Below are 25651 nucleotides of genomic sequence, written 5' to 3' on the forward strand. Positions count from 1 at the left end.
CCCCGCCGAGGGGCGCCGCCCGTCCCACCCCTTCTCCGAACGCCCGACCTACGGACATCCGACCGCATGAGCGCCGCGCTGCAGATCGCCCTTCCGGATATCGGCGACTACCGGGACGTGCCGGTCATCGAGCTTCTGGTGAAGCCCGGCGACCGTCTCGCGGTGGACGACCTGATCCTGAGCATCGAGTCCGACAAGGCCACCATGGAGGTCCCCTCCCCGGTCGCCGGCATCGTGCGCGAGTTGCTGGTCGCGGTGGGGTCGAAGGTGTCGGAGGGAACGCCGATCCTGACGGTGGAGCCCGCGGAGGGCGGCGGGGCCGCACCGGTGCCCGACACATCGCCCGCTGTCGCGGCCTCGGCGCCCCCCGACCGGAGCGCGGCGCCCCTCTCCCGTGCGGGAGAGGGACAGGGTGAGAGATCAGGGCATTCCGGAGACGGCGCCCCCCTCACCCCGCCCCTCTCCCGGACGGCAGACGGAGTCGGTCGCGCCTCGTCGGAGCCGATTCAGGCGACCCGCGGCGACGTGCATGCCAGCCCGTCCGTCCGCCAGCTCGCCCGCGAGCTCGGCGTGGGTCTCGACCGCGTCGCCGCCACCGGGCCGAAGGGGCGGATCCTGCGCGAGGACGTGCACGCCTTCGTCAAGGCGGCCCTCGGTGCGCCGGCCCAGGCGCCCGTCGCCGCGTCCGGGATCGGCGCCGGCCTACCGCCCTGGCCGGAGGTGGACTTCGCCAAGTACGGGCCGGTCCGGCGCGAACCGTTGTCGCGCATCCAGAGCCTCTCGGGGGCGAATCTCAGCCGCAACTGGCTGACGATCCCGCACGTGACCAATTTCGACCGTGCCGACGTCACCGAGATCGAGTCGTTCCGGCTCGGCCTGAACAAGGAGACGCGCACGCCGCCTGCCCGGGTCACCATGGTCGCCTTCCTGATCAAAGCGGCGGCCTCGGCGCTGCGCGCCTACCCGCGATTCAACGCCTCGCTCGAGGGCGGCGACCTCGTCCTGAAGGACTACGTCCATGTCGGCTTCGCGGTGGATACGCCGAAGGGCCTGATGGTGCCGGTGGTGCGCGACTGCGACCGCAAGGGCCTCATCGAGATCGCCACCGAGATGGCCGCGATGGCCGAGAAGGCCCGGTCCGGAACCCTTCCGGGCTCCGACATGCAGGGCGGCTGCTTCTCGGTCTCGTCGCTCGGCGGCATCGGCGGCGACGGCTTCACCCCGATCATCAACGCCCCCGAGGTCGCCATCCTGGGCGCGGCGCGCTCCCGCACCGAGGCGGTGTGGGACGGCAAAGCCTTCCAGCCGCGCCTGATCCTGCCGCTCAGCCTCTCTTGGGACCATCGCGTCGTGGACGGCGTCGCCGCCGCCCGCTTCCTCGGCCACGTGGCGTCGGTCCTGTCGGACCTGCGCCGCGCCCTCCTGTGACGGCCGCCGCCATGCCCGAGACCTTCGACATCCGCGTCCCCGATCTCGGGGACTACGCCGACGTGCCCGTCATCGAGATCCCGGTGGCGCCCGGCCAGCCGGTCGACAAGGACCAGACCCTACTGGTGGTCGAGTCCGACAAGGCGACGCTGGACATCCCTTCCCCAGCGGCTGGCCGCCTCGTGGAGATGCTGGTCGGCCTCGGCGACACGGTCTCGGCCGGCACCCTCGTCGCCCGCCTCGCGGTCGAGGCGCCCGGCGCGCGCGCCGAGCCGCTCACCGCTCCGGTCCCCGCGCCGCGCCCCGCCGCGCCGCCGCCGGAGCCCCGGGCGGAGGCGGGCTGCGACCTCCTGGTGATCGGCGGCGGACCGGGCGGCTACTCGGCCGCCTTCCGGGCCGCCGATCTCGGGCAGCGGGTGGTCCTGGTCGAGCGCCACGCGACCCTCGGCGGCGTCTGCCTCAACGTGGGCTGCATCCCGTCGAAAGCGCTGCTGCACGTGGCCGCGGTGACCGAGGAGGCCGTCCGGCTCGCCGCGCACGGGATCAGCTTCGGCGCGCCGACGATCGACCTGGACAAGCTGCGGACCTTCAAGGCCGGCAACGTCCGCCGCCTCACCGACGGGCTCGCCCAGATGGCGCGCCAGCGCAAGGTCGAGGTGATCCGCGGGACCGCGCGCTTCACCGGCCCCGACACGGTCTCGGTGGCGCTGCATGGGGGTTCCGCGCGGGACGTGACCTTCTCCGCCGCGATCGTGGCGGCGGGCTCGTCGCCGGTGGCGCTGCCGATGCTTCCGGACGATCCGCGGATCGTGAATTCCACCGGTGCCCTCGAACTGCCCGCGGTGCCGCGCCGGCTTCTGGTGATCGGCGGCGGCATCATCGGCCTGGAGATGGCGACCGTCTACAGCGCGCTCGGCGCGCGGGTCGACGTGGTGGAGCGCCTGCCCAGCCTGCTCGAGGGCGTCGACCGGGATCTCGTGAGCGTCTGGACGAAGCGCAACGCGCACCGTTTCGACCGGATCCTGACGGGTGTTCAGGTCGTATCGGCAGAGGCGAATCCGGACGGCATCGCCGTGGCCCTCTCGGACGGGTCCGAGCCCCGGACCTATGACCTCGTGCTCCAGGCCGCCGGTCGCCGCCCGAACGGCGCGACGCTCGGTCTCGACGCGGCCGGCGTGGCGCTGGACGGCGGCTTCGTGCCGGTGGACGCCCAGATGCGCACGAACGTGCCGCACATCTTCGCCATCGGCGATTGCGTCGGCCAGCCGATGCTCGCCCACAAGGCGGTGCATCAGGGCCACGTCGCCGCCGAGGCGGCCGCCGGCCACAAGGCCGGGTTCGACGCGGCCGTCATCCCCTCGGTCGCCTACACCGACCCGGAGATCGCCTGGGCCGGACTCACCGAGACGGCCGCGAAGGCGGCCGGGCGGGCCGTGGAGGTCGCGCGCTTCCCCTGGGCCGCCTCGGGTCGGGCCATCGCCAACGGCGCCGATTACGGTCTGACGAAGCTGCTGTTCGACGCGCAGACCGGGCGCGTCGTCGGCGGCGCCATCGTCGGTCCGAGCGCCGGCGACATGATCGGCGAGGTCGCGCTGGCGATCGAGATGGGCGCCGACGCCACCGATATCGGCCGGACGATCCACCCCCACCCGACACTCGGCGAGACCATCGGACTCGCGGCGGAAGCCGGCCTCGGCCTCTGCACCGACCTGCCCCCGTTGGCCCGTCGGTAGGCGCGTCGACGGGCCCAAACTCGGCCGTCCCGACGCGCGGCCGGCTCGACGGATCGCCGCGTGTTGTCTAGATCTCGCCCTCCGTCGCCGGCTCGGCCGGGAAGCGGCCCGGCCGGCGCGTTCTGCCGGGCCTCGGCGCTGGGGCAGCTGGCGAAGATCTGGTGGTTCAGCTGCGAGGATATAGCCCGAGATGCTGTGGCACACCGGAAAGTCTTCCCGCCATGCCGTCCGCATTGTGCCGTCACGGGTGCGGGATCGATCGGCGTGCAGGGACCGTCGGCGCACCGGGCCCGCACCCGGCCTCCGGGTGCCGCCCCTTGCCCTCGCGGTGCTGCTGGGATCGGTCGCGGTGACCGTGTCACCGGGCTGGGCACGCGATGCCGCCGTCGCGCCGAAGCCGGCCGACGCGCCGTCACCGGCCGAGGGACCGCAGGCGCTCATCGCCTCGCTACGCAGCCGCATCCTGGCGGCGCACAGCGCGACCTTCGCCCTTGAGAGCTGGTGTGCCGACTACAAGCTCGCCGGAGACCCGCACCTCGTGGCGGAACGCGTGCCCGTGGCCGACAAGCCCCTGACGGCCGCGCAGCGCGCCCGTCTCGGGATCGGCCCGGACGAGCCGGTGCGCTACCGCCGCGTCCGCCTCGCCTGCGGGGACCGCGTGCTGTCCGAGGCGGATAACTGGTACGTGCCGGCCCGGCTCACGCCGGAGATGAACGCGACGCTGGACACCACCCGCACCCCCTTCGGCCGGGTCGTGCGCCCCCTCGCCCCGGTGCGCAGCACCGTCGAGGTACGCGCGCCGGTGCGGAGCGCCGCGCCCGGACCGGACGATCCGCTCTTCGAGATCGACGCCGTGCTGTCGACCGGGGCCGGGCAGCCGTTCTGCGAGGTCGTCGAGACGTATCTGGGCGGTGCGCTGCCGCAGGCATCGCGGTAGAACCCGACCGCGTTCTCGGTTGGGAGGAACAGGTATGGGTTCGAGGTTTCGTCGCACGGTACTGGCCCTGCTCGCGACGGGCGCGGCGTGCGCGCCGGCCCTGGCGGCCGATCCGGCCGGCGTGTGGCTGACGGAAACCGGCAGCTCGAAGGTCCGCATCGCGCCCTGCGGCGGCGGCTTCTGCGGCACGATCATCAGCGCGCCCGGGAAGGGGCTCGACGCGAAGAACCCAGATCCGGCCCTGCGCGGCCGCAGCGTCGTCGGCGTCCAGATCCTCGACGCGCGACAGCCCGAAGGCGGCGGCTTCTCGGGGTCTCTCTACAACCCGAATGACGGCAAGACCTATTCCGGTTCGCTGAAGCTCACGGGACCCGACTCGCTCGAGGTCTCCGGCTGCGTCATGAGCGTGTTCTGCAAGCGGCAGACCTGGACGCGCGTGAAGTGAGCGCGCGCGGCCGGTGCCGAAGCGAGACGGTGCCGCGTCGCAACATCGCGGGATCGATCGCGCGCGACCGAGGTTGCCAGGGTCTGGAATCAGCAAGGATTCTCATGACCCGGACATGTCTCGCCGCCCTTCTCGCCCTCGCCACCGTCGCTCCGGCCAGCGCCCAGGTCGAGGCCCGGCCCGTCGCGCCCGCTCCCGGCGCGCCGGGCGTGGTGAGCCAGTAGATCGACGCCACCGGGAACGAAGCCGCCGTGAGCTACTCGCCCACCGGCCGGCCGGCGGACACGATCTCCAACAACTCGGCGGCGGCGGGCAATGCCAACCAGCCGTCGCGGGTCGCGCCGCAGGGCGGTGGTGGCGGCGGCAGCCGGTGATGGCGCCTGCCCCCCGGTGACCCGCGCGGTGCAGGACCCGCGAGGGGGGCCGCGGTGTTCGCCCGGGGCCGGAGCGGGCGCGGGGCCCTCTCGGGGCGACCGCGCCGGTCTCGCGGAAGACGATCGGGCCGCGCCGGTGACGCTGCGGCCGCTCCGCGGGCCGTCGCGCCTCAGGCGGCCTCGGTGAGGGCCTGCGCGACGGCGTCGAGGGCGGCCTCGGCCCCGGCCCCGTTCGGGCCGCCGGCCTGCGCCATGTCGCGGCGGCCGCCGCCGCCCTTCCCGCCGAGCGCCCCGGCGCCGGCCCGGACCAGCCCGACCGCGTCGTAGCGCGCGGTCAGGTCGTCGGTGACGCCGACCACCAGCCCGGCCTTGCCGTCCGGTCCGATGCCGACCACCGCCACGATGCCGGAGCCCAGGCGCTTCTTCTCCTCGTCGACGATCGGCTTGAGGTCGCGCATGTCGAGCCCCTCGATGACGGAGCGGCGGAAGGCCACCCCGCCGATCTCGGTCTGCTGCGCGCCCGAGCCCGGGCCGCCCTCGCCGCCCATGGCGAGCTTGCGACGGGTCTCGGCCAGCTCGCGCTCCAGGCGGCGCCGGTCCTCCATCAGCGCGGTCAGGCGGTCGGGCGCCTCCGCGACCGGCGCCCTGAGGATGCCGGCGAGCGCCGCGAGCGTCCGGGCCTCCTCGGCCCGATGGCGGCGCGCCGCGTCGGCCGTCAGCGCCTCGATCCGGCGCACGCCCGCGCCCACCGCGCTCTCCGCCACGATGGTGATCGCCCCGATGTCGCCGGTGCGCGCGGCGTGGGTGCCGCCGCAGAGCTCCACGGAGAAGTTCCTGGCGCGCGGTTGCGCGGCCTCGCCGTCGACCGGCAGCCCCATCGAGACCACCCGCACCTCGTCGCCGTACTTCTCGCCGAACAGCGCGCGGGCGCCCGACGCGATCGCGTCGTCGACCGCCATCAGCTTCGTGACGACGGGCGCGTTCTGCAGCAGCACCGCGTTGGCGATGTCCTCGACCCGGGCGAGTTCGTCGGCCTCGATCGGCTTCGGGTGGCTGATGTCGAAGCGCAGGCGCTCGGGGCTGACCAGGGAGCCCTTCTGAGCGACGTGGTCGCCCAGAACCTGCCGCAGGGCCTCGTGCAGCAGGTGGGTGGCCGAGTGGTTGGCCCGGATCGCCTTCCGGCGGACGTTGTCGACCTTGAGCTCGACCGGCTGGTTGAGGCTCAGAGCCCCCTCCTCGACAGTGACGTGGTGGACGAACACGTCGCCGAGCTTCTTCTGTGTGTCGGTGACCCGCGCCCGCACGCCCGGAGCCAGGATCAGCCCGGTATCGCCGACCTGGCCGCCCGATTCTCCGTAGAACGGCGTCTGGTTGACGAGCACGAGGCCGGTCTGGCCCGCCGCGAGGGTGGTCACCTCGGCGCCGTCGCGCAGGAGCGCCGTGACGATGCCCTCGGCGTTCTCTGTCTCGTAGCCCAGGAACTCGGTGGCGCCGACGCGCTCGCGCAGGCCGAACCACACCGTCTCGGTGGCCGCTTCGCCGGAGCCCTTCCAGGCCTCGCGGGCCGCCTGCTTCTGGCGCTGCATCGCCGCCGCGAAGGCGTCGGTGTCCACGCCGATGCCGCGGGCCTTGAGGGCGTCCTGCGTCAGGTCGAGGGGGAAACCGTAGGTGTCGTAGAGGGTGAAGGCGGTCTCGCCGGAGAGCTTGTCGCCCTCCCGGAGGTCGCGGCTCTCGGCGTCGAGGATCGACAGGCCCCGCTCCAGAGTGCGGCGGAAGCGGGTCTCCTCGAGCTTCAGGGTCTCGGCGATCAGGCTCTCGGCCCGCATCAGCTCCGGGTAGGCCTGGCCCATCTCGCGCACGAGGGTCGGCACGAGGCGGAACATGGTGGGCTCGCGAGCGCCGAGGATCTCGGCGTGACGCATGGCTCGGCGCATGATCCGGCGCAGCACGTAGCCGCGGCCCTCGTTGCCCGGCAGCACGCCGTCGGCCACCAGGAAGGAGGACGCCCGCAGGTGGTCGGCGATCACCCGGTAGGACGCCATCGTGGCCGGCTCCGGCGCCCGCGAGACCGCGTGGGCCACGGCGTCGATCAGGGCGCGGAACAGGTCGGTGTCGTAGTTCGAGTGGACGCCCTGGAGGATCGCCGCCATGCGCTCCAGGCCCATGCCGGTGTCGATCGACGGCCGCGGCAGCGGGTTCCGGACGCCCGGCTCCAGCTGCTCGTACTGCATGAACACGAGGTTCCAGAACTCGAGGAAGCGGTCGCCGTCCTCGTCCGGGGAGCCGGGCGGGCCGCCCTGCAGCGCCGGCCCCTGGTCGATGAAGACCTCCGAGCAGGGGCCGCACGGGCCGGTATCGCCCATCTGCCAGAAATTGTCGGAGGTCCCGATCCGGATGATCTTGTCGTCGGAGAAGCCGGCGATCTTCTTCCACAGGCCTGCGGCCTCGTCGTCGTCGGCGTAGACGGTGACGAGGAGCTTGTCGGGCTTGAGGCCGAACTCCTTGGTGATCAGCGTCCAGGCCAGCTCGATCGCGCGGTCCTTGAAGTAGTCACCGAACGAGAAGTTGCCGAGCATCTCGAAGAACGTGTGATGGCGCGCGGTGTACCCGACATTGTCGAGGTCGTTGTGCTTGCCGCCGGCCCGCACGCATTTCTGCGCCGTCGTCGCCCGGTCGTAGGCGCGCTTCTCCATCCCGGTGAAGACGTTCTTGAACTGCACCATGCCGGCGTTCGTGAACATCAGCGTCGGGTCGTTCTTCGGCACGAGGCTCGAGGACGGCACGACCTCGTGGCCCGCCTTGGCGAAGTAGTCGAGGAAGGTCGACCGGATCTCGTTGACGCCGCTCATCGGGGCTGACTCTGGCAGGACGGACGGGAAAGGGCGGCCGCGCATCATCCGCCCGGCGCCCGCATGGCGCCCTCTTAAGGAGGGATGCCGCGCGAGTCACGGGCGGCCTGCCCCGAAATCTCCTCGGGACGCCGCAACTCGGCCACAAGCACGGCCGTGTTGTCGCCACATCTGTCAAGCGATGGTGAGTCCGTCGCGCCACGACGGCGTGTGGAGAGTCGGGATAACGATGCAGGGCCGCACGGTCGGATCGCCGAGGACCATCGCCGGTAAGCAGGGCCATTTCGGCTCGGGCCGCGCCGACGTGATCGCCGCACAGCCCATGCTGGGCCGCGCCCATGGCAGCCGCCCCGCGCTGTTCCGCTCGCTGCTCACCGTCTCGATGATCGCGGGCGGACTCAGCGCCGCGCTGATCGGATCGGGCGTGGACCTCGCCAAGGTCGGCCTGTCGCCGGCCGTGTCGGTGGCGGAGGCCGCTACCGAGATCCCGATGCCGCGCCCGCGCATCCACACCGTCGCCCTCAGCACCCCGCTCGAGCAGACGCCGCTGCGCGCAGCCGCCAGCTTCGCCCCGGTTCACGACCTCGACACCGAGCTCGGCTCCAACACGGTCGACCGGGTGTCGTACGACTTCCTGCTCTCGGAGAGCGCCGTCGGCGACCCGAACGACATCCTCGAGTTCGGCCCGATGAAGATCCGGCGCCACCTCGTGCAGACGATCGTCCGGGCGGCCCAGGCGGTCCAGACCGATCCGGTGCTGCTGATGGCGGTGGCCGACAAGGAATCGAGTTTCGTCACGGCGGTCCAGGCCAAGACCTCCTCGGCGACGGGCCTCTACCAGTTCATCGAGCGGACCTGGCTCGGCGTGGTGCGCGACTTCGGCGCCAAGTACGGGCTGGAGAAGGAGGCCGCGCTGATCACATCCGACGCCAACGACCGGCCGGTGATCACCGATCCGGCGGAGCGCGCCCGGGTGCTGGAACTGCGCCGCGACCCGTACCTGTCGGCCCTCATGGCCGGCGAGATGCTGAAGCGCGACGCCGCCCGCATCGCCCTGCGCATCGGCCGCGAGCTGACCCTCGGCGAGGTCTACCTCGCTCACTTCCTCGGGCCGGACGATGCCGAGGAGTTCCTCGCCAACGTCGTGAACAAGCCGGCCGCCGCCGCGGCGGCGCTGCTCCCGGGTCCCGCCCGCGCCAACCGCTCGATCTTCTTCGCAGCCGGGCGCTTCGTCGGGCGCGGCCGCCACCGCAAGCCCCTGAGCCTGTCGGTCGCGCAGGTGCACGAGAAGTTCGAGGCGATGATGAGCACCCGCGGGACGCGCTATCAGAACGTCCGCCAGGTCTCCGGAATCATGGCCTATGCCGACGCCGACGCCGGCCTCGTCACGCAGTAACGGCCCTGTGACGCCGGGCGGGATTCCGAACCCCCGGCGCAACCAGCGGCGGATTGCCGACTTTCCTCCTGTGAGCGCCGAGTCCTCGAGCGGCGCGGAAGTCGACTTCGGGGGGAGTCCTTGAAAAAGCACCAGACGAGCGCACCCCTGCCGCTCACCGATACGCTGTCACCGGGTATTCCGCTCGACCAGATCGGTCAGACACTGGCGTCGTTCTACGATAATCTCGTCACCGAGGGCGTGCCGGAGCACCTCGCCGCCCTGGTCCGCCGCGTCCGGCAGAGCGAGGACGACGAGACCGCCCGGAGCGGGCCAGACGTCGCGGTGCCCGAGGCCGATCCGCCGCGCCTTGCCCTCGTCGTCGAGGACGATCCTGAGATCCGCGCCCTGGCCGAAACCCTCCTGGAAGAGACCGAACTCGACGTGGTCGGCTGCGACAGCGCCGAGGCCGCCCTGTCGGTCCTCCAGGCGCGCGGCGGCGACGTCGCGCTGGTCTTCGCCGATGTCCGGCTGGCCGGACAGATGGACGGCCTTCAGCTGGCGCGCGCCGTGGCGACGCTGTGGCCGCGGGCCCGGCTGGTGATCACCTCCGGCCATGGCCTGCCGCGCCCCGAGCTGCCGGCCGAGGCGGTCTTCATCGCGAAACCCTGGCGCCCCCTCGACGTGCTCGTCGAGGCGGAGCGCGCCGCGGCCGATCCGGCTCCCCCGGTGGTCTGAGGCGCTCCGCGCGGACGGGCCCGGCCCTTGCATCGCCGGTGAGCGTGTCGGCGCGAGCCCGGAGCCTGCGACCTTGCCGATCCTCTCCGTCCGCCATCGCACGGTCTACCGGTACCGGCGTCCGGTCGCCTTCGGCGAGCACCGGATCATGTTCCGGCCGCGCGACAGCTACGACCAGCGGCTGATCGCGGCGACCCTCGACATCACCCCGGAGCCGGCCTCGCTGCGCTGGCTGTTCGACGTGTTCGGCAACTGCGTGGCGGTCGCGACCTTCGACACCCGGGCCGAGACCCTGACGTTCGACTGCGGCATCACCCTCGACCACGCACCGGAGCACGCGCCGGTCTTCCCGCTGGCGCCGCACGCGACCCACTACCCGTTCGGCTACGGGGCCGAGGACATGCCGGACCTCGCCCGGTCCATCGAGCGGCAGTGGCCGGACCCGCGGCACGAGGTCGATGCCTGGGCGCGGAGCTTCCTGCCGCCCGAGGGCCGGATCCCGACGCAGGAGCTGCTCGCCGCGATGACGCGCAGCGTGCGGGCGAACTTCACCTACCTCGCCCGCTCCGAGAAAGGCGTGCAGGACCCGCTGACGACCCTGCGCACCAAGCTCGGCTCGTGCCGGGACTTCGCGGTGCTGATGATGGAGGGCGTCCGGGCACTCGGCATGGCCGCCCGCTTCGTCTCCGGATACCTCTACAACCCGCGCAACGACCGTGCGCGCCACGTCGGGGGCGGCTCCACCCACGCGTGGCTGCAGGTCTACCTGCCGGGCGCCGGCTGGGTCGAGTTCGACCCGACCAACGGCATCGTGGGCAATCGCGACCTGATCCGCGTGGCCGTGACCCGCGACCCCGCGCAGGCGGTGCCGCTGCACGGCTCCTTCTTCGGCCTCGCCAGCGACGATCTCGGCATGCGCGTCGACGTCGACGTGGTGGAGCTGCCCGCCGACGGGCCGGCGGCCCGAACCGTGCAGGGGCCGCACACGTCCCTGGCGCGTTGAGTCCCCTCGAGCACCGGGACCCGGAACGAGCGTGCGTGGCGACCCCGCGCGGAAGGCGACAGAGCAAGGTGGCCGCGATGAAGATCAGGACCGGTTTCGATATTGCCTTCACGCTGTCGCAGCCGACGCCGATGATCCTGATGCTGAGCGTCCATCCCGCGCGGACCGGGGACGTGCTGACCCCGCAGGCGATCCGGTTCGACCCGCCGGTCGAGGCGCGCGAGTACCGGGACGTCTTCGACAACATCTGCCACCGCATCGTCGCGCCGCCGGGCCAGCTGACGATCGCGGCCGATTTCACGGTTCAGGATTCGGGTCAGCCGGACCCGGTCGTGCCTGAGGCCCGGCAGATCCCCGTCCAAGACCTTCCTGACGACGTCCTGATCTTCCTCCTGGGCTCGCGCTACTGCGACACCGACAAGCTCTCGCAGACCGCGTGGTCCCTGTTCGGAGGCACCCCGGAGGGCTGGGCACGGGTCCAGGCGATCGTCGACTACACGCACGAGCGGATCCGCTTCGACTATCAGCGCGCCGACGCCACCCGGAGCGCGCACGATGCCTTCATGCAGCGCGAGGGCGTGTGCCGGGACTTCGCGCATCTGGCGATCACCCTGTGCCGGTGCATGAACATCCCGGCGCGCTACGCCACCGGCTACCTCGGCGATATCGGCGTCCCGAAGGACCCGGCGCCGATGGACTTCTCGGCGTGGTTCGAGGTCTTCCTCGAGGGGCCCGAGGGACCGCGCTGGTACACGTTCGACGCCCGCCACAACCGGCCCCGCATCGGCCGCATCGTCATGGCCCGCGGGCGCGACGCCACCGACTGCGCCATCTCGACGAACTTCGGTTACGCCCACCTCGCGCGCTTCGACGTCCACACGGACGAGATCCCCTGAGCCGAACACGCCTTCGTGATGAGGCGCACCGCACGGCCAAGCTGGCCTGCGTATTCCGCCGGAGAGCGAATTCTTGGCGGGTGTATGGAACTGCCTGCCTATGCTCACGCTTGTAATGGCAAAGGTTATTGCACAGGTAGGCCACTCATGAAGACCACGGTCACCGCACTCGCCGCGCTCCTCGGCGTGTCTGTTCTTGCCGCCACGCCCGTTCTCGCCGCCTCGTCGTACGATCCCTTCGGCACGGACAATGCCGATGAGTACTACTCCGATCAGGGACAGTACGGTTACCAGGGCACTTACGCCCCGGGCTACGGCCAGGGCGTGCAGGCCGCGCCGCAGGCGCAGGTCCAGCCGATCCCCCGTGAGATCGTGGCGTTCAACGGACCCTACGCGCCCGGCACGATCGTGGTCTCCACCGCCGAGCGGCGCCTGTACTACGTGCTCGGCAACGGCGAGGCGATCCGCTACGGCGTCGGCGTCGGCCGTCCGGGCTTCAGCTGGAGCGGCACCAACAAGATCACCGCCAAGCGCGAGTGGCCGTCGTGGACGCCCCCGAAGGCCATGATCGCCCGTCGTCCCGACCTGCCGCGCTACATGGCGGGCGGCATCGAGAACCCCCTCGGCGCCCGGGCCATGTATATCGGCAGCACTGAGTACCGCATTCACGGCTCCAACGAGCCGGACACGATCGGTCAGGCGGTGTCGTCGGGCTGCATCCGGATGACCAACGAGGACGTTACCGATCTGTACGACCGCGTGAAGGTCGGCGCCAAGGTCGTCGTCCTGAACTGAGGACGCGGCGCGGGAATGCTCGCGCCCAGGTCCGCCTGCGCCGCACGGGCCGCGTCATCCGAAAGGGGGCGCGGCCCGTCGCCGTCGAGACCGCGTGCAATCAGGGAACGACGTGACCGACGGCCGTCTGCGGCGGGCTGAACGAGGCGATCGGCAGGTCGCAGAAGCAGCGCACGCCGAGGGGACGCGGCCCCGGCAGCGGGCACGAGAACGGCTTCGGGCCCGTGATCCCCTGCTGGACCGCGTCGCAATTGTAGCCGACGGGGGCGCGCTGCGCCCGGCGCGGGACCGGGCGGTATCCGCCGTCGTAGCCCGGATCGTCGTAGTACTGGGCCCAGGCCGCGCCGCTCGGAACGACGGCGGCGAGCGCCAGGGCGGCGACCGCCAGGCGGAGAGGTCCACGCAGGCCGGATCGGCCGGAAACAGTGAGGCGCATCCCTGAACCCTTCAGTCGGCGCGGACCCAACGCGTCCGCCCGGCGGCTCTCGGCGGCAATACCGGCGAAAACGAGACGGCCCGCCCCCCTGAGACGGGAGCGGGCCGCGGCTCGTTTCGTCGATGTCTGCCTCAGTGCGAGGCGCGCTCGGCTGCGTCCTGGGCGTTCTGAGCCGTCTGCTTGGCGGCGTCCTGGCCCTGCTCCATGGCCTTGCGGGCCTCGTCGGCGCCCTGCTGCATCGCCGACTTGGCGCGTTCGGCGCCCTGCTGCATCGCGCTCTGCGCGAGGCCGCTGAACTCTTTCGCCTGCGCCTGGATGGCGGCGAACTGGCTGCGGACGAACTCGGCCTGATGCTGCATCGCCTCCTGCATGTCCCTGGAGCGGACCAGCTTCTGGGCGAGGTCGAAAGCCGCGTTCACGTTCTGCTCGGCATATTCGAAGCCGCGGGAGGAGGCGTCCAGCGCGTTCGAGCGGGCCAGTTCGGCCGAACCCTGCACCGTGTCGGCGGTGCGGCGGGCCGCGCCGATGAAGCTGTCGAACGCCTTGCGGGCCTGCTCGACGCTCTTCTCGGCGAAGTCGCGCATCTCGGCCGGAACTTCGTAGTTCGGGGGGTTGCTCATACGTCGTCTCCTCTCTTCATTGGCCTGTGGATGGCGCTTTGTGCGGTGCACAATAACTGATTCGCCGCCATATGCCACCCGCGCTCACGGCGTTAAGGTTGACATAACGTAAACGTGTGACGGTTGCGCCGAGAGTCCAGCGTCGCGGCGCGAGGGAGTTTACAATAGGGCTACGGTCGCGGGCGTTTCTCGGGCAAAGCGGGACCGCGGAGCGTCTGGATCGCGTTGGGGTTCGAGGTCGCGGGCTTTGGAGACGACAGTGACACCGACGGCCGCTGCAGTCCCGGCCGGGCTGGCGAATGCCTTCGCGACCTGGGAGCGGCTGCCCGCCCTGGCGGCCGCGCTGGCCGCGCGCGACGCCGTGCATCTCGTGATCGATTCGACGGACGCGCGGATCCTGTCCGCGTCCGAAGCGGCGGCCGGTCTCGCCGAGTCGCTGGCCGGCCCCGCCCTCGCCGGTCTGAACCGGCAGATCGCGGCGGCGGTGGCGGGCGACGCCGCGCCCCGCCTCGCGCGCCTGCGCCTCGATGCCCGCCGGATCGCGCCGCCTGTTCTGTGCTGGCTGGCGCGGGGCGCGCAGGCCGACGGCCGGCCCGCGATCCTCGTCGTCCCGACCGCGCCGGTGTCGGCGGGCCGCGCCCGTCCCGCCCGCCCGGTCGAGGCTCCGGTCGAACCGCGCGCCGCGCCTTCTGGGGCGGAGGGCGCGCCACCCCTTCAGCCGCAATCGCCCTCAACGGTGCCGCTGCGGCGCGACGACCGCTTCCTGTGGCGCCTCGATGCCGCGGGTGTCTTGACCACGCTCACCGGCCCGGAGGCCCTGTCCGGGCTGGTCGGGCAGCGCTGGCAGGATCTGGCCGCGAGCGGGCGACTCTCCGGCGCCGACGCCGTGCTGGCGGCCCTGCGCGACCGGCGCACCTTCCGCGGCGAACCGGCGGTACTCGATGCCGGCACCGGAGCGTTCCGGGTCGATCTGTCGGGCGCCCCGCTGGGGCGGGGCGACGCGGCCTTCTCGGGCTTCGGCGGCTTCGGTCTGATCCGGAGCGTCCCGGCCGCGCCTCCGGAGCCGACCCCCGAGGCAGTACGGGAGCCGACGCCGATTGCGACACCGGAGCCCGCAGCCTGTGAGGATGCGGGGGCCGCGATAGTCCCGGCCGAGCCCGGCGAGGTCGCTATCCCTGTCGGGGTGGACGCGGACCCCGTCGCCGCGCCGCTGTCGAACGACGAGCACGCCGCGTTCCGCGAGATCGCCCGGGCGCTGGGGGCCCGCTACGCCGGCGACGAGGCCGAATCCGGTTCGCCCAGGACCGAGAGCGGTTCGGTGATGCCGTTCCCCGCTCCACAGGCCGGTCCGGCGGAGACCCGCGCCGTCTCGGACGATGTCGGCGCGGACCCGGACACGGCGGAGATCGCACCGGTCGACGACGCGGCACCGGCGCCCGCGACCGATCTCCTCGGCGGATTGCCGCTGCCGGTGCTGGTCCATCGAAACGGCACGATCGTCGCGGCGAACGGCGCCTTCCTGGACCTGACCGGCTATCCTGATCTGCCGAGCCTCGCGCGCGTCGGGTTCTCGGGATTGCTGCCCGGTCTTCCCGCGGCGGAAGCACCCGAGCCGTCCGCACGCCGCACGACCGTCACGACGGCCGACGGCGGCGCCCGCCCCGTGGAACTGCTGGGGGGTGCCCTGCCCTGGGCGGGCGCGACCGCCACGTGCCTGGTCGCGCGCCCCGTCGAGGAGGCCGACGTCGCGGACGCGCTCAGGGCCGAGCGCCTCGCCCGCGCCGCCCAGACCGAGCGGACGGCCAGCGCCGAGGCGACCCTCGACGCGCTGGAAACGGGCGTCGTCACGGTCGACGCGGCCGGGCGCATCGTCGCGCTGAACCGCGCCGCGACCGACCTGTTCGGCTGCGACCCGCGCGAGATCGTCGGCAGCACTTTTGTCACGCTGTTCGACGGGGACAGCGTCCTGACGGTCGCCGATGCCCTTCGCGGCGCGGCGCCCGGGCGGCGCGTCGTGCGCCTCGCCGGGGCGCCCGTGTCGCTGACCGTAGCGGCGGCGCAGGGCCGACGGGTGGTCCAGATCGGGCGGGCCGAGAGCGAGGCGGCGGAGCGGGCCGCCGAGGGCCGCCCGGATCCCGCGCCGGCTCGCGCCGACGCCCTCGGCCGGCTCGAGGGCGCCGTCCGCCAACCGCTGACCGGGATCATCGACCTCGCCGCCGCGATGCTGAAGGAGCCGTTCGGCCCCCTCGGGGACGCGCGCTACAGGGGCTGCCTCGCCGAGATCAAGGCCTCGGGCGAGGCGATGCGGGAGCGCGTCGGGAAGCTCCTGGACCTCGCCGCCGTCGAGGCCGGGTCGCTCCACCTGGAACCGCGCGCCCTCGATCTCAACGACGTGGTGGCGAGCTGCGTCGCCCGGCTCCAGGGCGAGGCGGCCCGGGGCCGCATCGTCATGCGGACGAGCTTCTCCACCGATATCGGCGACCTGGAGGCCGACGAGCGTTCGGTCAGCCGCGCGGCCAGCTTGGTGATCGAGAACGCGATCCGGCGGTCGACCGCCGGCAGCCAGATCATCGTGTCCACCGGTTCGACGGAGCGGGCGGGTATCGCCGTGCGGGTGCGCGACACCGGTGCAGGCCACGCCCCGCGGCCGGAGGCTCCGCAGGACGATGTCGAGGACGGGCTGGCGCTGCCGCGGGCGCTGGTGGAGGCCAATGGCGGGCGGCTGGAGCTCTCCGCCCGGCCGGAAGACGGCACGCTCGTGGAGATCATCATGCCCACGCGCCGGGCGGCCAACGGCTAGGGTCGATCGCGACCACGGGCGGTCTCCGGCAGCGGAAACAGAGGGCTGCCGGTGACAGCCGCCTCGTGCGGGCGCGCTTGACAGCGCAGCATCGAAGCCTCAATCAGCTCTTACATTGTGCCCAATCTATTCACGGGGATTGTGCTGCGCAGGTGCGCGCCAAACTGCGATGATATCGCCATCGTAGATTGTCGGCTACGTTACTTTGGAAGTCCTGGCTGCGCGGCGGCGACCGCGATACGATCGGGCACCAAAACAGGGATGGGACGCCATGGAAGGCAAGGTGATCGAGGTCCAATCCGCGTGGCGCGAGGGTGCGCACGTGGACGATGCCAAGTACCGGGAGATGTACGCGGCTTCCGTCGCCGATCCCGACGCGTTCTGGGCCGAGCACGGCAAGCGCATCGACTGGATGAAGCCGTTCTCGACCGTGAAGAACACCAGCTTCGAGCCCGGCAAGGTCTCGATCAAGTGGTTCGAGGACGGCACGACCAACGTCGCCCACAACTGCATCGATCGCCATCTCGAGACCCGGGGCGACCAGACCGCGATCATCTGGGAGGGCGACAACCCCGACGAGGCCAAGCACATCAGCTACCGCGAGCTGCACGCGCAGGTCTGCCGGATGGCCAACGTGCTGCGCAACCGCGGCGTCGGTAAGGGTGACCGCGTCACACTCTACATGCCGATGATTCCGGAGGCCGCCTACGCGATGCTCGCCTGCGCGCGGCTCGGCGCGATCCACGCCATCGTGTTCGGCGGCTTCTCGCCGGACTCCCTCGCCTCGCGCATCCAGGGCTGCGGCTCGAAGGTGGTGATCACCGCCGACGAGGGCCTGCGCGGCGGCCGCAAGGTGCCGCTGAAGGCCAATGTCGACGAGGCGATCAAGCGCCTCGACGCCGACCTGGTCGACCACGTGATCGTCGTGCGCCGCACCGGCGGCAGCGTCGCCATGGAGGCGGGCCGCGACGTCTACTACGACGAGGCCGCCGAGCAGGTGACGGACGAGTGCCCCGCCGTGGCGGTGGAGGCCGAGCACCCGCTCTTCATCCTCTACACCTCGGGCTCGACCGGTCAGCCAAAGGGCGTGGTGCACACCACAGGCGGATACCTCGTCTACGCGTCGATGACGCACGAATACGTCTTCGATTACCGCGAGGGCGACGTTTACTGGTGCACGGCCGATGTCGGCTGGGTCACCGGCCACAGCTACATCGTCTACGGGCCGCTCGCGAACGGCGCCACGACGCTGATGTTCGAGGGCATCCCGACCTACCCGTCGACCTCCCGGTTCTGGGAAGTGGTCGACAAGCACAAGGTCAACATCTTCTACACGGCACCGACCGCGATCCGCTCGCTGATGGGCGGCGGCGAGGGCCCGGTCAAGAAGACCTCGCGGCAGTCGCTGCGGGTTCTGGGCTCCGTCGGCGAGCCGATCAACCCGGAAGCCTGGGAATGGTACTACAACGTCGTCGGCGACAGGCGCTGCTCGATCGTCGACACGTGGTGGCAGACCGAGACCGGCGGCATCCTGATCACGCCGCTGCCGGGCGCCACCGCGCTCAAGCCGGGCTCGGCCACACGCCCGTTCTTCGGCGTGAAGCCCCAGATGGTCGACGCCGAGGGCAAGGTGCTGGAAGGGCCGTGCGAGGGCAATCTCTGCATCGCCGATTCCTGGCCGGGCCAGATGCGCACGGTCTACGGCGACCATGAGCGCTTCGAGCAGACCTACTTCTCGACCTATCCGGGCAAGTACTTCACCGGCGACGGCGCCCGGCGGGACGCCGACGGCTACTACTGGATCACCGGCCGAGTGGACGACGTCATCAACGTCTCGGGTCACCGCATGGGCACCGCCGAGGTCGAGTCGTCGCTGGTCGCCCACCCGAAGGTCGCCGAGGCGGCGGTGGTGGGATACCCGCACAACGTGAAGGGCCAGGGCATCTACGCCTACGTGACCCTCAACGACGGCGAGGAGGGCGACGACGCCCTGCGCAAGGAGCTCGTGACCTGGGTCCGCAAGGACATCGGGCCGATCGCCTCGCCGGACCTGATCCAGTTCGCCCCCGGCCTGCCCAAGACCCGTTCGGGCAAGATCATGCGCCGGATCCTGCGCAAGATCGCCGAGGACGATTTCAGCTCGCTCGGCGACACCTCGACGCTGGCCGAGCCGGCCGTCGTCGACGACCTGATCGAGAACCGGCAGAACCGGGGCTGATCGCATCCGCGCCGCCCCGGCGGCGCGGGTCCGGACCGGGGCGGGTGCCGGGGCGGCGCCCGCCTCCAACAAGAACCACGAATCCCAACGCGCAGAACCGGGGGGCCGCGAGCGTGCCCTCGCGGGAGGAACACCCATGAGCGGCACGACACTGAACACCCGAGGGCGCACGGCGCCCCCGGGAACACGCCCACGCGAGATCGCCGCCGATCCGCAGGTCGAGCGGATCGCCCGAACCCCCGAGTTCCAGCAACTCGTTCACGAGCGCACCCGCTTCGCCTGGATCCTGACGATCCTGATGCTGGTGGTCTATTTCGGCTTCATCGGGCTGATCGCCTTCGACAAGTCGCTCCTGGCCGTGAAGGTCGGCGGCACCGCCTCCCTCGGCCTGTTCGCGGGCGTGTTCGTGATCCTGTTCGCCTTCGCGCTCACGGGGGTCTACGTCGCCCGGGCCAACACGCGCTTCGACGCGCTGAGCGAAGCCCTGAAGCGGAGCGTGGCCCGATGAACCGCCTCCTTCTCGGCCTGACGCTCGCCACGATCGTCGCGAGCGCCGCCTACGCGGCCGGCCCGGATCTCGGTGCCGTCGCGCAATCGGCCACGAACTGGCCGGCCATCCTGATGTTCCTGTTCTTCGTGCTGCTGACGCTCGGCATCACCTACCGGGCCGCCAAGGGCACCAAGTCGGCCGCCGACTTCTACGCGGCAGGCGGCGGCATCTCGGCAGGGACGAACTCCCTGGCGATCGCCGGCGACTACATGTCGGCGGCCTCGTTCCTCGGCATCTCCGGCCTCGTCTACACCTCGGGCTTCGACGGGCTGATCTACTCGACGGGCTTCCTGGTCGGCTGGCCCATCGTGCTGTTCCTGATCGCGGAGCGCCTGCGCAACCTCGGCAAGTTCACCTTCGCCGACGTGGCGAGCTTCCGCCTCGACCAGACCGCGATCCGCATCATCTCGGCGGTGGGCACCCTGGTGGTGGTGGCCTTCTACCTGATCGCCCAGATGGTCGGCGCGGGGAAGTTGATCCAGCTCCTGTTCGGCCTGCCCTACCTCTACGCGGTGATCATCGTCGGCGTCCTGATGATCGTCTACGTCGCCTTCGGCGGCATGAAGGCGACCACCTGGGTGCAGGTGATCAAGGCCTGCCTGCTGCTCGGCGGCGCGACCTTCATGGCCGGCGCGGTGCTGCTGAAGTACGGCTTCAACCCGGAAATGCTGTTCGCCAGCGCCGTTCAGGTCCACCCGAAGGGCGACGCCATCATGGCGCCGGGCGGCCTCGTGTCGAACCCGGTCGAGGCGATCTCGCTCGGCGTCGGCCTGATGTTCGGCACCGCCGGCCTGCCGCACATCCTGATGCGGTTCTTCACGGTCTCGGACGCCCAGGCCGCCCGCAAGTCGGTGTTCTACGCCACCGGCCTGATCGGCTACTTCTACATCCTGACCTTCATCATCGGCTTCGGCGGCATCGCGCTGCTGATGTCGGACCCGGTCTACTTCAAGCTCGGTCCGGCCGGCGCGTTCGACAAGCTGAAGGACATGATCGGCGGCACCAACATGGTGGCGGTGAACCTCGCCAACGCGGTGGGCGGCCCGTACTTCCTGGGCTTCATCTCCGCCGTGGCCTTCGCTACGATCCTCGCGGTCGTCGCCGGCCTGACGCTCGCCGGCGCTTCGGCGATCAGTCACGACCTCTACGCCCAGGTGATCGCCCGCGGGCGGACCACCGAGAAGCACGAGGTCAACCTGTCGAAGATCTCGGCCGTGGTGATCGGCATCGTGGCGATCTATCTCGGCTACGTGTTCGAGAACCAGAACGTCGCCTTCATGGTCGGCCTCGCCTTCGCGGTGGCGGCGAGCTGCAATTTCCCGGTGCTCGCCATGTCGATCCTGTGGCGGGGCACCACCACCTGGGGCGCGCTCGCCGGCGGCCTCGTCGGCTTGCTCGCGGCGGTCATCATGGTGGTGCTGTCGAAGGCCGTGTGGGTGACGACGCTGGGCAACCCCGCCCCGCTCTTCCCCTACGACAACCCGGCGCTGTTCTCGATGCCGCTGGCCTTCGCGACGATCTGGGTCGTGTCCCTCTTGGACAAGACCCGGCGCGCGCAGCGCGAGCGGGCCGCCTTCGAGGCCCAGTACGTGCGTTCCGAGACGGGCATCGGGGCCGCCGGCGCGCACGCGCACTGACGGCGATCCGACGGGTCTGACAGGCGGAGGGCGCGGCGCGAGCCGCGCCCTTCGTCGTTCCGGTGACAACTCGGTACGCGCCCATGTTGATGAGGGTCTTCACAATCGCTTTACCGGTTGACCGCCCCACCACGTGCGATAACGCATAGGTGATCTGCGCCTCGCGCAGAACCGCCCGGGAAACGGGCCGGTGAGCGGGCGATCCGTGTCTCGGGCCGCCCATGTGCGTCTGGGAGGACCTGTTTCATGCCTGTGGCAACCGCGATCCCGCGAGCGGGAGACGCTGCGAGGCCGATGACGTCGGCCGAGAAGCGGGTGATCTTCGCATCCTCGCTCGGCACCGTGTTCGAGTGGTACGATTTCTATCTCTACGGGTCGCTGGCGGCGATCATCGGCGCGCAATTCTTCTCGGCCTACCCGCCGGCCACGCGCGACATCTTCGCTCTGCTGGCCTTCGCGGCCGGCTTCATCGTCCGGCCGTTCGGCGCGCTGGTGTTCGGCCGTGTCGGCGATCTCGTCGGTCGCAAGTACACCTTCTTGGTCACGATCCTGATCATGGGTCTGTCGACCTTCATCGTCGGCATCCTGCCCAACGCGGCGACCATCGGCATCGCGGCGCCGATCATCCTGATCGTCCTGCGCCTCGCCCAGGGCCTCGCGCTGGGCGGCGAGTACGGCGGCGCGGCGACCTATGTGGCGGAGCACGCCCCCAATGGCCGGCGCGGCTTCTACACGAGCTGGATCCAGACGACCGCGACGCTGGGCCTGTTCCTGTCGCTCTTGGTGATCCTGGCGACCCGGACCATCACGGGCGAGGCCGCCTTCGCCGAGTGGGGCTGGCGCATCCCGTTCCTGGTCTCGGTGCTGCTCCTCGGCATCTCGGTCTGGATCCGTCTCCAGCTCTCCGAATCCCCGGCCTTCAAGAAGATGAAGGAGGAGGGCAAGACCTCGAAGGCGCCGCTCACGGAGGCCTTCGGCGAGTGGCGGAACGCGAAGTTCGCGATCATCGCCCTGTTCGGACTCGTCGCCGGCCAGGGCGTGGTCTGGTACACGGGCCAGTTCTACGCGCTGTTCTTCCTGCAATCGATCCTGAAGGTCGACGGCTACACGGCCAACCTGCTGATCGCGTGGTCGCTGCTCCTCGGGACCGGCTTCTTCGTCGTGTTCGGCTGGCTGTCCGACAAGATCGGCCGCAAGGTCATCATCCTGGCGGGCTGCGCGATCGCGGCGGCGACGTTCTTCCCGATCTTCAAGGGGATCACCTCCACGGCGAACCCGAAGCTCGAGGCGGCGATCGAGAACGTGAAGGTGACGGTGACGGCCGATCCGGCCGCCTGCGGTACCCTGTTCAACCCGGTCGGAACGCGGGTCTTCACCCAGCCCTGCGACCTCGCCCGTGACTTCCTGTCGAAGTCGTCGGTCCGCTACACGACGGTGCCCGGCGCGGCCGGCCAGCCCACGGCGATCCGCGTCAACGACACCGAGATCCCGTACCCGCAGGGCGGCAACGTCGAGGCCAACAAGGCCACGACCGCCGCGCTGCAGGCCGCGGGCTATCCGAAGGCCGGCGATCCCGAGATCGTCAAGATGTCGAACCCGTTCGACATCTTCCGGGCTCAGCCCGCGCAGGTGATCGGCCTGCTGTTCATCCTCGTGCTCTTCGTCACGATGGTCTACGGCCCGATCGCCGCCATGCTGGTGGAGCTGTTCCCGACCCGGATCCGCTACACCTCGATGTCGCTGCCCTACCACATCGGCAACGGTTGGTTCGGCGGCCTCCTGCCGGCGACCGCCTTCGCCATGGTGGCACAGACCGGCGACATCTATTTCGGCCTCTGGTACCCGATCGTCATCGCGGTCGCGACGGTGATCATCGGCGTGTTCTTCGTGCCGGAGACCAAGGATCGCGACATCTTCGCCGACACCTGACCGGCGCGAGCCGACCGGACCCCGGTCAGACCCGCGGCAACGGCGCCCAGGCAGCACACGCTGCCTGGGCGTTCTCGTTCGGGACAGCGCCCCGCGTCAGTCGCGCTTGTGTCGACCCAGCAACGCCATGGCGAAATTGCGATCCGTGCGGTTCGTCACGGATTGCGTTTTGTCGGATCCTATACGGAGGTGACAAGTATCGAGGCTCGGCTGAAACGTCGCCCCATCGGACGATGGCCGTAACGCCGACTGTTTTCGAAAAGATTATTGACGTTGTAAGAGGATGTTTATTGCAACTGAAAGTAAATTGTCGGGCAGCCCCGGACTTCCCTGGAGGCGCGCCGACCACATGAATCTGTACGAATTTTAATTCGCCGACAATCGGCCCGGCGGAACCCTATGCGGTACAAGTCCGTATGAGGTTTCCCTCCGCTCCAGGCCCTTGGGATCTCGAACGTGAACACCGTCCTGGCACATCTGCGCCGTCAACCCGGGTCGAAGCCGCCGCTTCTCCTTGTGATTACCTGGTCCCTCATCGCTGCGGGGTTGTGGATCCTGATCAACAGTCTCGCCGGACGCGTCGTCTGGTGGTGGTGATCCGCCTCAACGCCCCCCGCTGTTCTCGGGGCAGCCGCTGAGATAGGCGCCGAGGAGATATCCCGCCTGGTGCGCGGTCAGATATCCGATCACGATCAGCACGCGCAGCAGGTCCATCCCGTAGACGGACATGAAGATCGTCATGGCCGCGAACAGGATAACCGACGAGGTCATGGCGACGACGATCACCGAGTAGGATCGGCCGATCAGCCATCCCACGAGGAACAACAGCGCTGCGACCACCATCTCGTCACCCGACCCGGACCTGTTCCAGGAAGTTCTTCACACGATCTTCCGGCGCATATCCGTGTGATGATGGCGCGCGACCGAGAAAATTTCAACCCAGGCAGCAGACGCCGAACATATTCGCGAAGACCGAGATATTACACCGGTAATAATGCCCGAAAAATAGCATTTCTGGATGCCAGACATCCATTGCCGAGCTTCGAACCGACCCGCACCTGTTCACGGCAATGCTGGCCGGAATTGCGCGCCCGGCCCAAAATCGGTCCGGCCGATATGATCGCGGCGGATCGTTAACGGCGCGCAACAGGGAGACCTCCGCGGTAGCCGGACAGTTCCGGACACCGCGGAGGTCGCGCGCCTTCTCGGAGAACCGGGGAACGGCCTGCCGGCTCAGTGCCGGAAGTGGCGGTGCCCCGTCAGGACCATGGCGAGCCCGGCCTCATCGGCCGCCGCGATGACGTCCGCATCGCGCATCGAGCCGCCGGGCTGGATCACCGCGGTGGCGCCCGCCTCGGCGGCGGCCATCAGCCCGTCCGCGAACGGGAAGAACGCATCCGATGCCACGACCGAACCGAGCGCGAGGCTCTCCGCGACCCCGAGACGCTTCGCCCCCTCGGCGGCCTTCCAGGCGGCGATGCGCGAGGAATCGACCCGCGACATCTGACCCGCGCCGATACCGACCGTGGCGCCGGCCTTCGCGTACACGATGGCGTTCGACTTCACGTGCTTGGCCACCCGGTAGGCGAACCGGAGATCGGCCAGCTCGGCCTCGCTCGGCGCGCGCTTGGTCACGACCGTGAGCGGCATGTCGTCGACGACCGCCGCGTCCCGGGTCTGGACCAGCAGGCCGCCCGCGAGGGTCCGCACGGTCTCGCCGCCGGCCCGCGGATCGGGCACGCCACCGGCCAGCAGCAGGCGCAGGTTCTTCTTGCCGGCCACGATCGCCGCCGCCTCGGGCGTGGCGTCGGGGGCGATGATCACCTCGGTGAAGATCTCGACGATCCGGCGGGCCGCCTCGGCGTCGAGCGTCCGGTTCAGGGCGACGATGCCGCCGAAGGCCGAGGTCGGGTCGCAGCTCAGAGCCCGCTCATAGGCCTCGAGGAGGCTGGCCCCCTCGGCGACGCCGCAGGGGTTGGCGTGCTTGATGATCGCCACGGCGGCGGTCCGGGCCGGGTCGAACTCGGCCACGCACTCGTAGGCGGCGTCCGTGTCGTTGAAGTTGTTGTAGGACAGCTCCTTGCCCTGGAGCTGGCGGGCGGTGGCCACGCCCGCACGGACCTTGCCGGGCGCGCGGTAGAAGGCCGCCGACTGGTGGGGGTTCTCGCCGTAGCGCAGCTCCTGGCCCAGGGCACCCCCGAAGGCGCGGAACCGGGCCGGCGCGTCGGCGCCGAAGCGGCCCGCCATCCAGTTGGCGATGGCGGCATCGTAGGACGCGGTGCGGGCGAACGCCTTCTGCGCCAGGCTCCGGCGCAGGTCCGCGCCGAGCGACCCGTCCTGCGCCTCGAGGGCGGCGAGCACGCCGGCGTAGTCCGACACGTCGGTGACGACGGCGACGTCCGCGTGGTTCTTGGCCGCCGCGCGGATCATCGCCGGGCCGCCGATATCGATGTTCTCGATGCAGTCGGCGTCCGACCGGTCGGCCGCGATGGTGGCCTCGAACGGGTAGAGGTTGACCACGAGAAGATCGATGGCGCCGATCCCGTGGGCGGCGAGCGCGGCCTGATGCTCCGGGTTGTCGCGGATGGCCAGCAGGCCGCCGTGGACCGCCGGGTGCAGCGTCTTGACCCGACCGTCCATCATCTCCGGGAAGCCCGTCAGGTCGGCGACCTCGGTGACCGGCAGGCCGGCCTCCACCAGGGCGCGGTGGGTGCCCCCGGTCGAGACCAGCACGATGCCGCGGGCGTGGAGCGCCCGGGCGAAGTCGACGAGTCCGGTCTTGTCCGAGACCGAGAGGAGCGCGCGGGAGACCCGCACCTGATCGTGCGCCATAGCTTCGTGCCGAAAGTTCGAGATTTTCCGGCGCGGTAGCATGGAAACGGTGACCC

General features: G+C 70.6%; 20 protein-coding genes. 15 read left to right on the top strand and 5 right to left on the bottom strand.

Annotation, left to right across the window (positions count from 1 at the left end):
- Positions 1-66: 66 nt before the first annotated feature.
- From ME121_RS15725 to ME121_RS33690, 5 genes are all read left to right on the top strand, one after another.
- On the top strand, positions 67-1428 hold the full coding sequence (locus ME121_RS15725) for a 2-oxo acid dehydrogenase subunit E2 (protein ID WP_058621157.1): 1362 nt from the start codon (positions 67-69) through the stop codon (positions 1426-1428).
- Positions 1429-1439: 11 nt separating this feature from the next.
- On the top strand, positions 1440-3161 hold the full coding sequence (lpdA, locus tag ME121_RS15730; protein ID WP_024827994.1) for a dihydrolipoyl dehydrogenase: 1722 nt from the start codon (positions 1440-1442) through the stop codon (positions 3159-3161).
- A gap of 190 nt (positions 3162-3351) precedes the next feature.
- A complete protein-coding gene (locus ME121_RS15735) occupies positions 3352-4098 on the top strand; it encodes a hypothetical protein (RefSeq protein WP_059409162.1) in 747 nt (248 codons plus the stop codon).
- Between the two features lie 34 nt (positions 4099-4132).
- The gene (locus ME121_RS15740) at positions 4133-4543 is read left to right on the top strand and encodes a DUF2147 domain-containing protein (protein WP_012322496.1); all 411 of its coding nucleotides are present in this window, start codon (positions 4133-4135) and stop codon (positions 4541-4543) included.
- A 251-nt stretch (positions 4544-4794) separates the two neighbouring features.
- Positions 4795-4917: a hypothetical protein gene (locus ME121_RS33690; protein WP_408902498.1), complete on the top strand. Its 123-nt coding sequence runs from the start codon at positions 4795-4797 to the stop codon at positions 4915-4917.
- Between the two features lie 170 nt (positions 4918-5087).
- Here ME121_RS33690 and alaS read toward each other — a convergent pair whose 3' ends face one another.
- Complete coding sequence (alaS, locus tag ME121_RS15750; RefSeq protein ID WP_059409163.1) at positions 5088-7766, bottom strand: alanine--tRNA ligase; 2679 nt, start codon at positions 7764-7766, stop codon at positions 5088-5090.
- A 229-nt stretch (positions 7767-7995) separates the two neighbouring features.
- Between alaS and ME121_RS15755 the strand changes: the two genes are divergently transcribed.
- The 5 genes from ME121_RS15755 (at position 7996) to ME121_RS15775 (ending at position 12573) form a co-directional block, all read left to right on the top strand.
- Positions 7996-9162: a transglycosylase SLT domain-containing protein gene (locus tag ME121_RS15755; protein WP_012322493.1), complete on the top strand. Its 1167-nt coding sequence runs from the start codon at positions 7996-7998 to the stop codon at positions 9160-9162.
- Positions 9163-9282: 120 nt separating this feature from the next.
- Positions 9283-9879, top strand: coding sequence for a response regulator (locus ME121_RS15760; RefSeq protein WP_083743781.1), 597 nt, complete (start codon positions 9283-9285; stop codon positions 9877-9879).
- Positions 9880-9952: 73 nt separating this feature from the next.
- Positions 9953-10882 (top strand): transglutaminase family protein, encoded by a 930-nt coding sequence (locus tag ME121_RS15765; RefSeq protein ID WP_024828000.1) that lies wholly within the window; start codon positions 9953-9955, stop codon positions 10880-10882.
- Positions 10883-10959: 77 nt separating this feature from the next.
- Entirely contained in the window at positions 10960-11778 is an 819-nt protein-coding gene (locus ME121_RS15770) for a transglutaminase-like domain-containing protein (RefSeq protein ID WP_024828001.1), read from the top strand.
- A gap of 147 nt (positions 11779-11925) precedes the next feature.
- Positions 11926-12573: a L,D-transpeptidase gene (locus tag ME121_RS15775; protein WP_012322489.1), complete on the top strand. Its 648-nt coding sequence runs from the start codon at positions 11926-11928 to the stop codon at positions 12571-12573.
- A gap of 100 nt (positions 12574-12673) precedes the next feature.
- Here ME121_RS15775 and ME121_RS15780 read toward each other — a convergent pair whose 3' ends face one another.
- Both ME121_RS15780 and ME121_RS15785 read right to left on the bottom strand, forming a co-directional pair.
- Positions 12674-13009 (bottom strand): hypothetical protein, encoded by a 336-nt coding sequence (locus ME121_RS15780; protein WP_012322488.1) that lies wholly within the window; start codon positions 13007-13009, stop codon positions 12674-12676.
- Between the two features lie 131 nt (positions 13010-13140).
- Positions 13141-13629, bottom strand: coding sequence for a phasin (locus ME121_RS15785; RefSeq protein WP_012322487.1), 489 nt, complete (start codon positions 13627-13629; stop codon positions 13141-13143).
- A 259-nt stretch (positions 13630-13888) separates the two neighbouring features.
- Between ME121_RS15785 and ME121_RS15790 the strand changes: the two genes are divergently transcribed.
- From ME121_RS15790 to ME121_RS15810, 5 genes are all read left to right on the top strand, one after another.
- Positions 13889-16429: a sensor histidine kinase gene (locus tag ME121_RS15790; protein ID WP_089231812.1), complete on the top strand. Its 2541-nt coding sequence runs from the start codon at positions 13889-13891 to the stop codon at positions 16427-16429.
- 271 nt (positions 16430-16700) lie between these two features.
- Positions 16701-18647: an acetate--CoA ligase gene (gene acs, locus ME121_RS15795; RefSeq protein ID WP_024828003.1), complete on the top strand. Its 1947-nt coding sequence runs from the start codon at positions 16701-16703 to the stop codon at positions 18645-18647.
- A gap of 136 nt (positions 18648-18783) precedes the next feature.
- Positions 18784-19155, top strand: coding sequence for a DUF485 domain-containing protein (locus tag ME121_RS15800; RefSeq protein WP_024828004.1), 372 nt, complete (start codon positions 18784-18786; stop codon positions 19153-19155).
- Complete coding sequence (locus ME121_RS15805) at positions 19152-20834, top strand: cation acetate symporter (protein ID WP_012322483.1); 1683 nt, start codon at positions 19152-19154, stop codon at positions 20832-20834. Before ME121_RS15800 ends, ME121_RS15805 begins: the two co-directional genes overlap by 4 nt.
- A 294-nt stretch (positions 20835-21128) precedes the next feature.
- Entirely contained in the window at positions 21129-22763 is a 1635-nt protein-coding gene (locus tag ME121_RS15810) for an MFS transporter (protein ID WP_024828005.1), read from the top strand.
- A gap of 603 nt (positions 22764-23366) precedes the next feature.
- On the opposite strand, the gene ME121_RS15815 is transcribed toward ME121_RS15810, so the two are convergent.
- Positions 23367-23606 carry a hypothetical protein gene (locus ME121_RS15815; protein WP_059409164.1) on the bottom strand — a complete coding sequence of 80 codons (240 nt, stop codon included), beginning with the start codon at positions 23604-23606 and terminating at the stop codon, positions 23367-23369.
- Between the two features lie 390 nt (positions 23607-23996).
- Positions 23997-25595, bottom strand: a complete 1599-nt coding sequence (purH, locus tag ME121_RS15820; protein ID WP_012322480.1) for a bifunctional phosphoribosylaminoimidazolecarboxamide formyltransferase/IMP cyclohydrolase — start codon at positions 25593-25595, stop codon at positions 23997-23999.
- Between the last annotated feature and the right edge of the window lie 56 nt (positions 25596-25651).

It is taken from the genome of Methylobacterium sp. ME121 (assembly GCF_000974725.1).
Lineage (GTDB): Bacteria > Pseudomonadota > Alphaproteobacteria > Rhizobiales > Beijerinckiaceae > Methylobacterium > Methylobacterium radiotolerans.

Excerpts from the sequence above, each read along its gene's own strand:
- purH (WP_012322480.1), bottom strand. The coding sequence starts at position 25,595 with ATGGCGCACGATCAGGTGCGGGTCTCCCGCGCGCTCCTCTCGGTCTCG.
- ME121_RS15735 (WP_059409162.1), top strand. The coding sequence starts at position 3,352 with ATGCTGTGGCACACCGGAAAGTCTTCCCGCCATGCCGTCCGCATTGTG.
- ME121_RS15755 (WP_012322493.1), top strand. The coding sequence starts at position 7,996 with ATGCAGGGCCGCACGGTCGGATCGCCGAGGACCATCGCCGGTAAGCAG.
- ME121_RS15785 (WP_012322487.1), bottom strand. The coding sequence starts at position 13,629 with ATGAGCAACCCCCCGAACTACGAAGTTCCGGCCGAGATGCGCGACTTC.
- ME121_RS15780 (WP_012322488.1), bottom strand. The coding sequence starts at position 13,009 with ATGCGCCTCACTGTTTCCGGCCGATCCGGCCTGCGTGGACCTCTCCGC.
- ME121_RS15815 (WP_059409164.1), bottom strand. The coding sequence starts at position 23,606 with ATGGTGGTCGCAGCGCTGTTGTTCCTCGTGGGATGGCTGATCGGCCGA.
- acs (WP_024828003.1), top strand. The coding sequence starts at position 16,701 with ATGGAAGGCAAGGTGATCGAGGTCCAATCCGCGTGGCGCGAGGGTGCG.
- lpdA (WP_024827994.1), top strand. The coding sequence starts at position 1,440 with ATGCCCGAGACCTTCGACATCCGCGTCCCCGATCTCGGGGACTACGCC.
- ME121_RS15800 (WP_024828004.1), top strand. The coding sequence starts at position 18,784 with ATGAGCGGCACGACACTGAACACCCGAGGGCGCACGGCGCCCCCGGGA.
- ME121_RS15810 (WP_024828005.1), top strand. The coding sequence starts at position 21,129 with ATGACGTCGGCCGAGAAGCGGGTGATCTTCGCATCCTCGCTCGGCACC.
- ME121_RS15805 (WP_012322483.1), top strand. The coding sequence starts at position 19,152 with ATGAACCGCCTCCTTCTCGGCCTGACGCTCGCCACGATCGTCGCGAGC.
- alaS (WP_059409163.1), bottom strand. The coding sequence starts at position 7,766 with ATGAGCGGCGTCAACGAGATCCGGTCGACCTTCCTCGACTACTTCGCC.
- ME121_RS15775 (WP_012322489.1), top strand. The coding sequence starts at position 11,926 with ATGAAGACCACGGTCACCGCACTCGCCGCGCTCCTCGGCGTGTCTGTT.
- ME121_RS15770 (WP_024828001.1), top strand. The coding sequence starts at position 10,960 with ATGAAGATCAGGACCGGTTTCGATATTGCCTTCACGCTGTCGCAGCCG.
- ME121_RS15740 (WP_012322496.1), top strand. The coding sequence starts at position 4,133 with ATGGGTTCGAGGTTTCGTCGCACGGTACTGGCCCTGCTCGCGACGGGC.
- ME121_RS15725 (WP_058621157.1), top strand. The coding sequence starts at position 67 with ATGAGCGCCGCGCTGCAGATCGCCCTTCCGGATATCGGCGACTACCGG.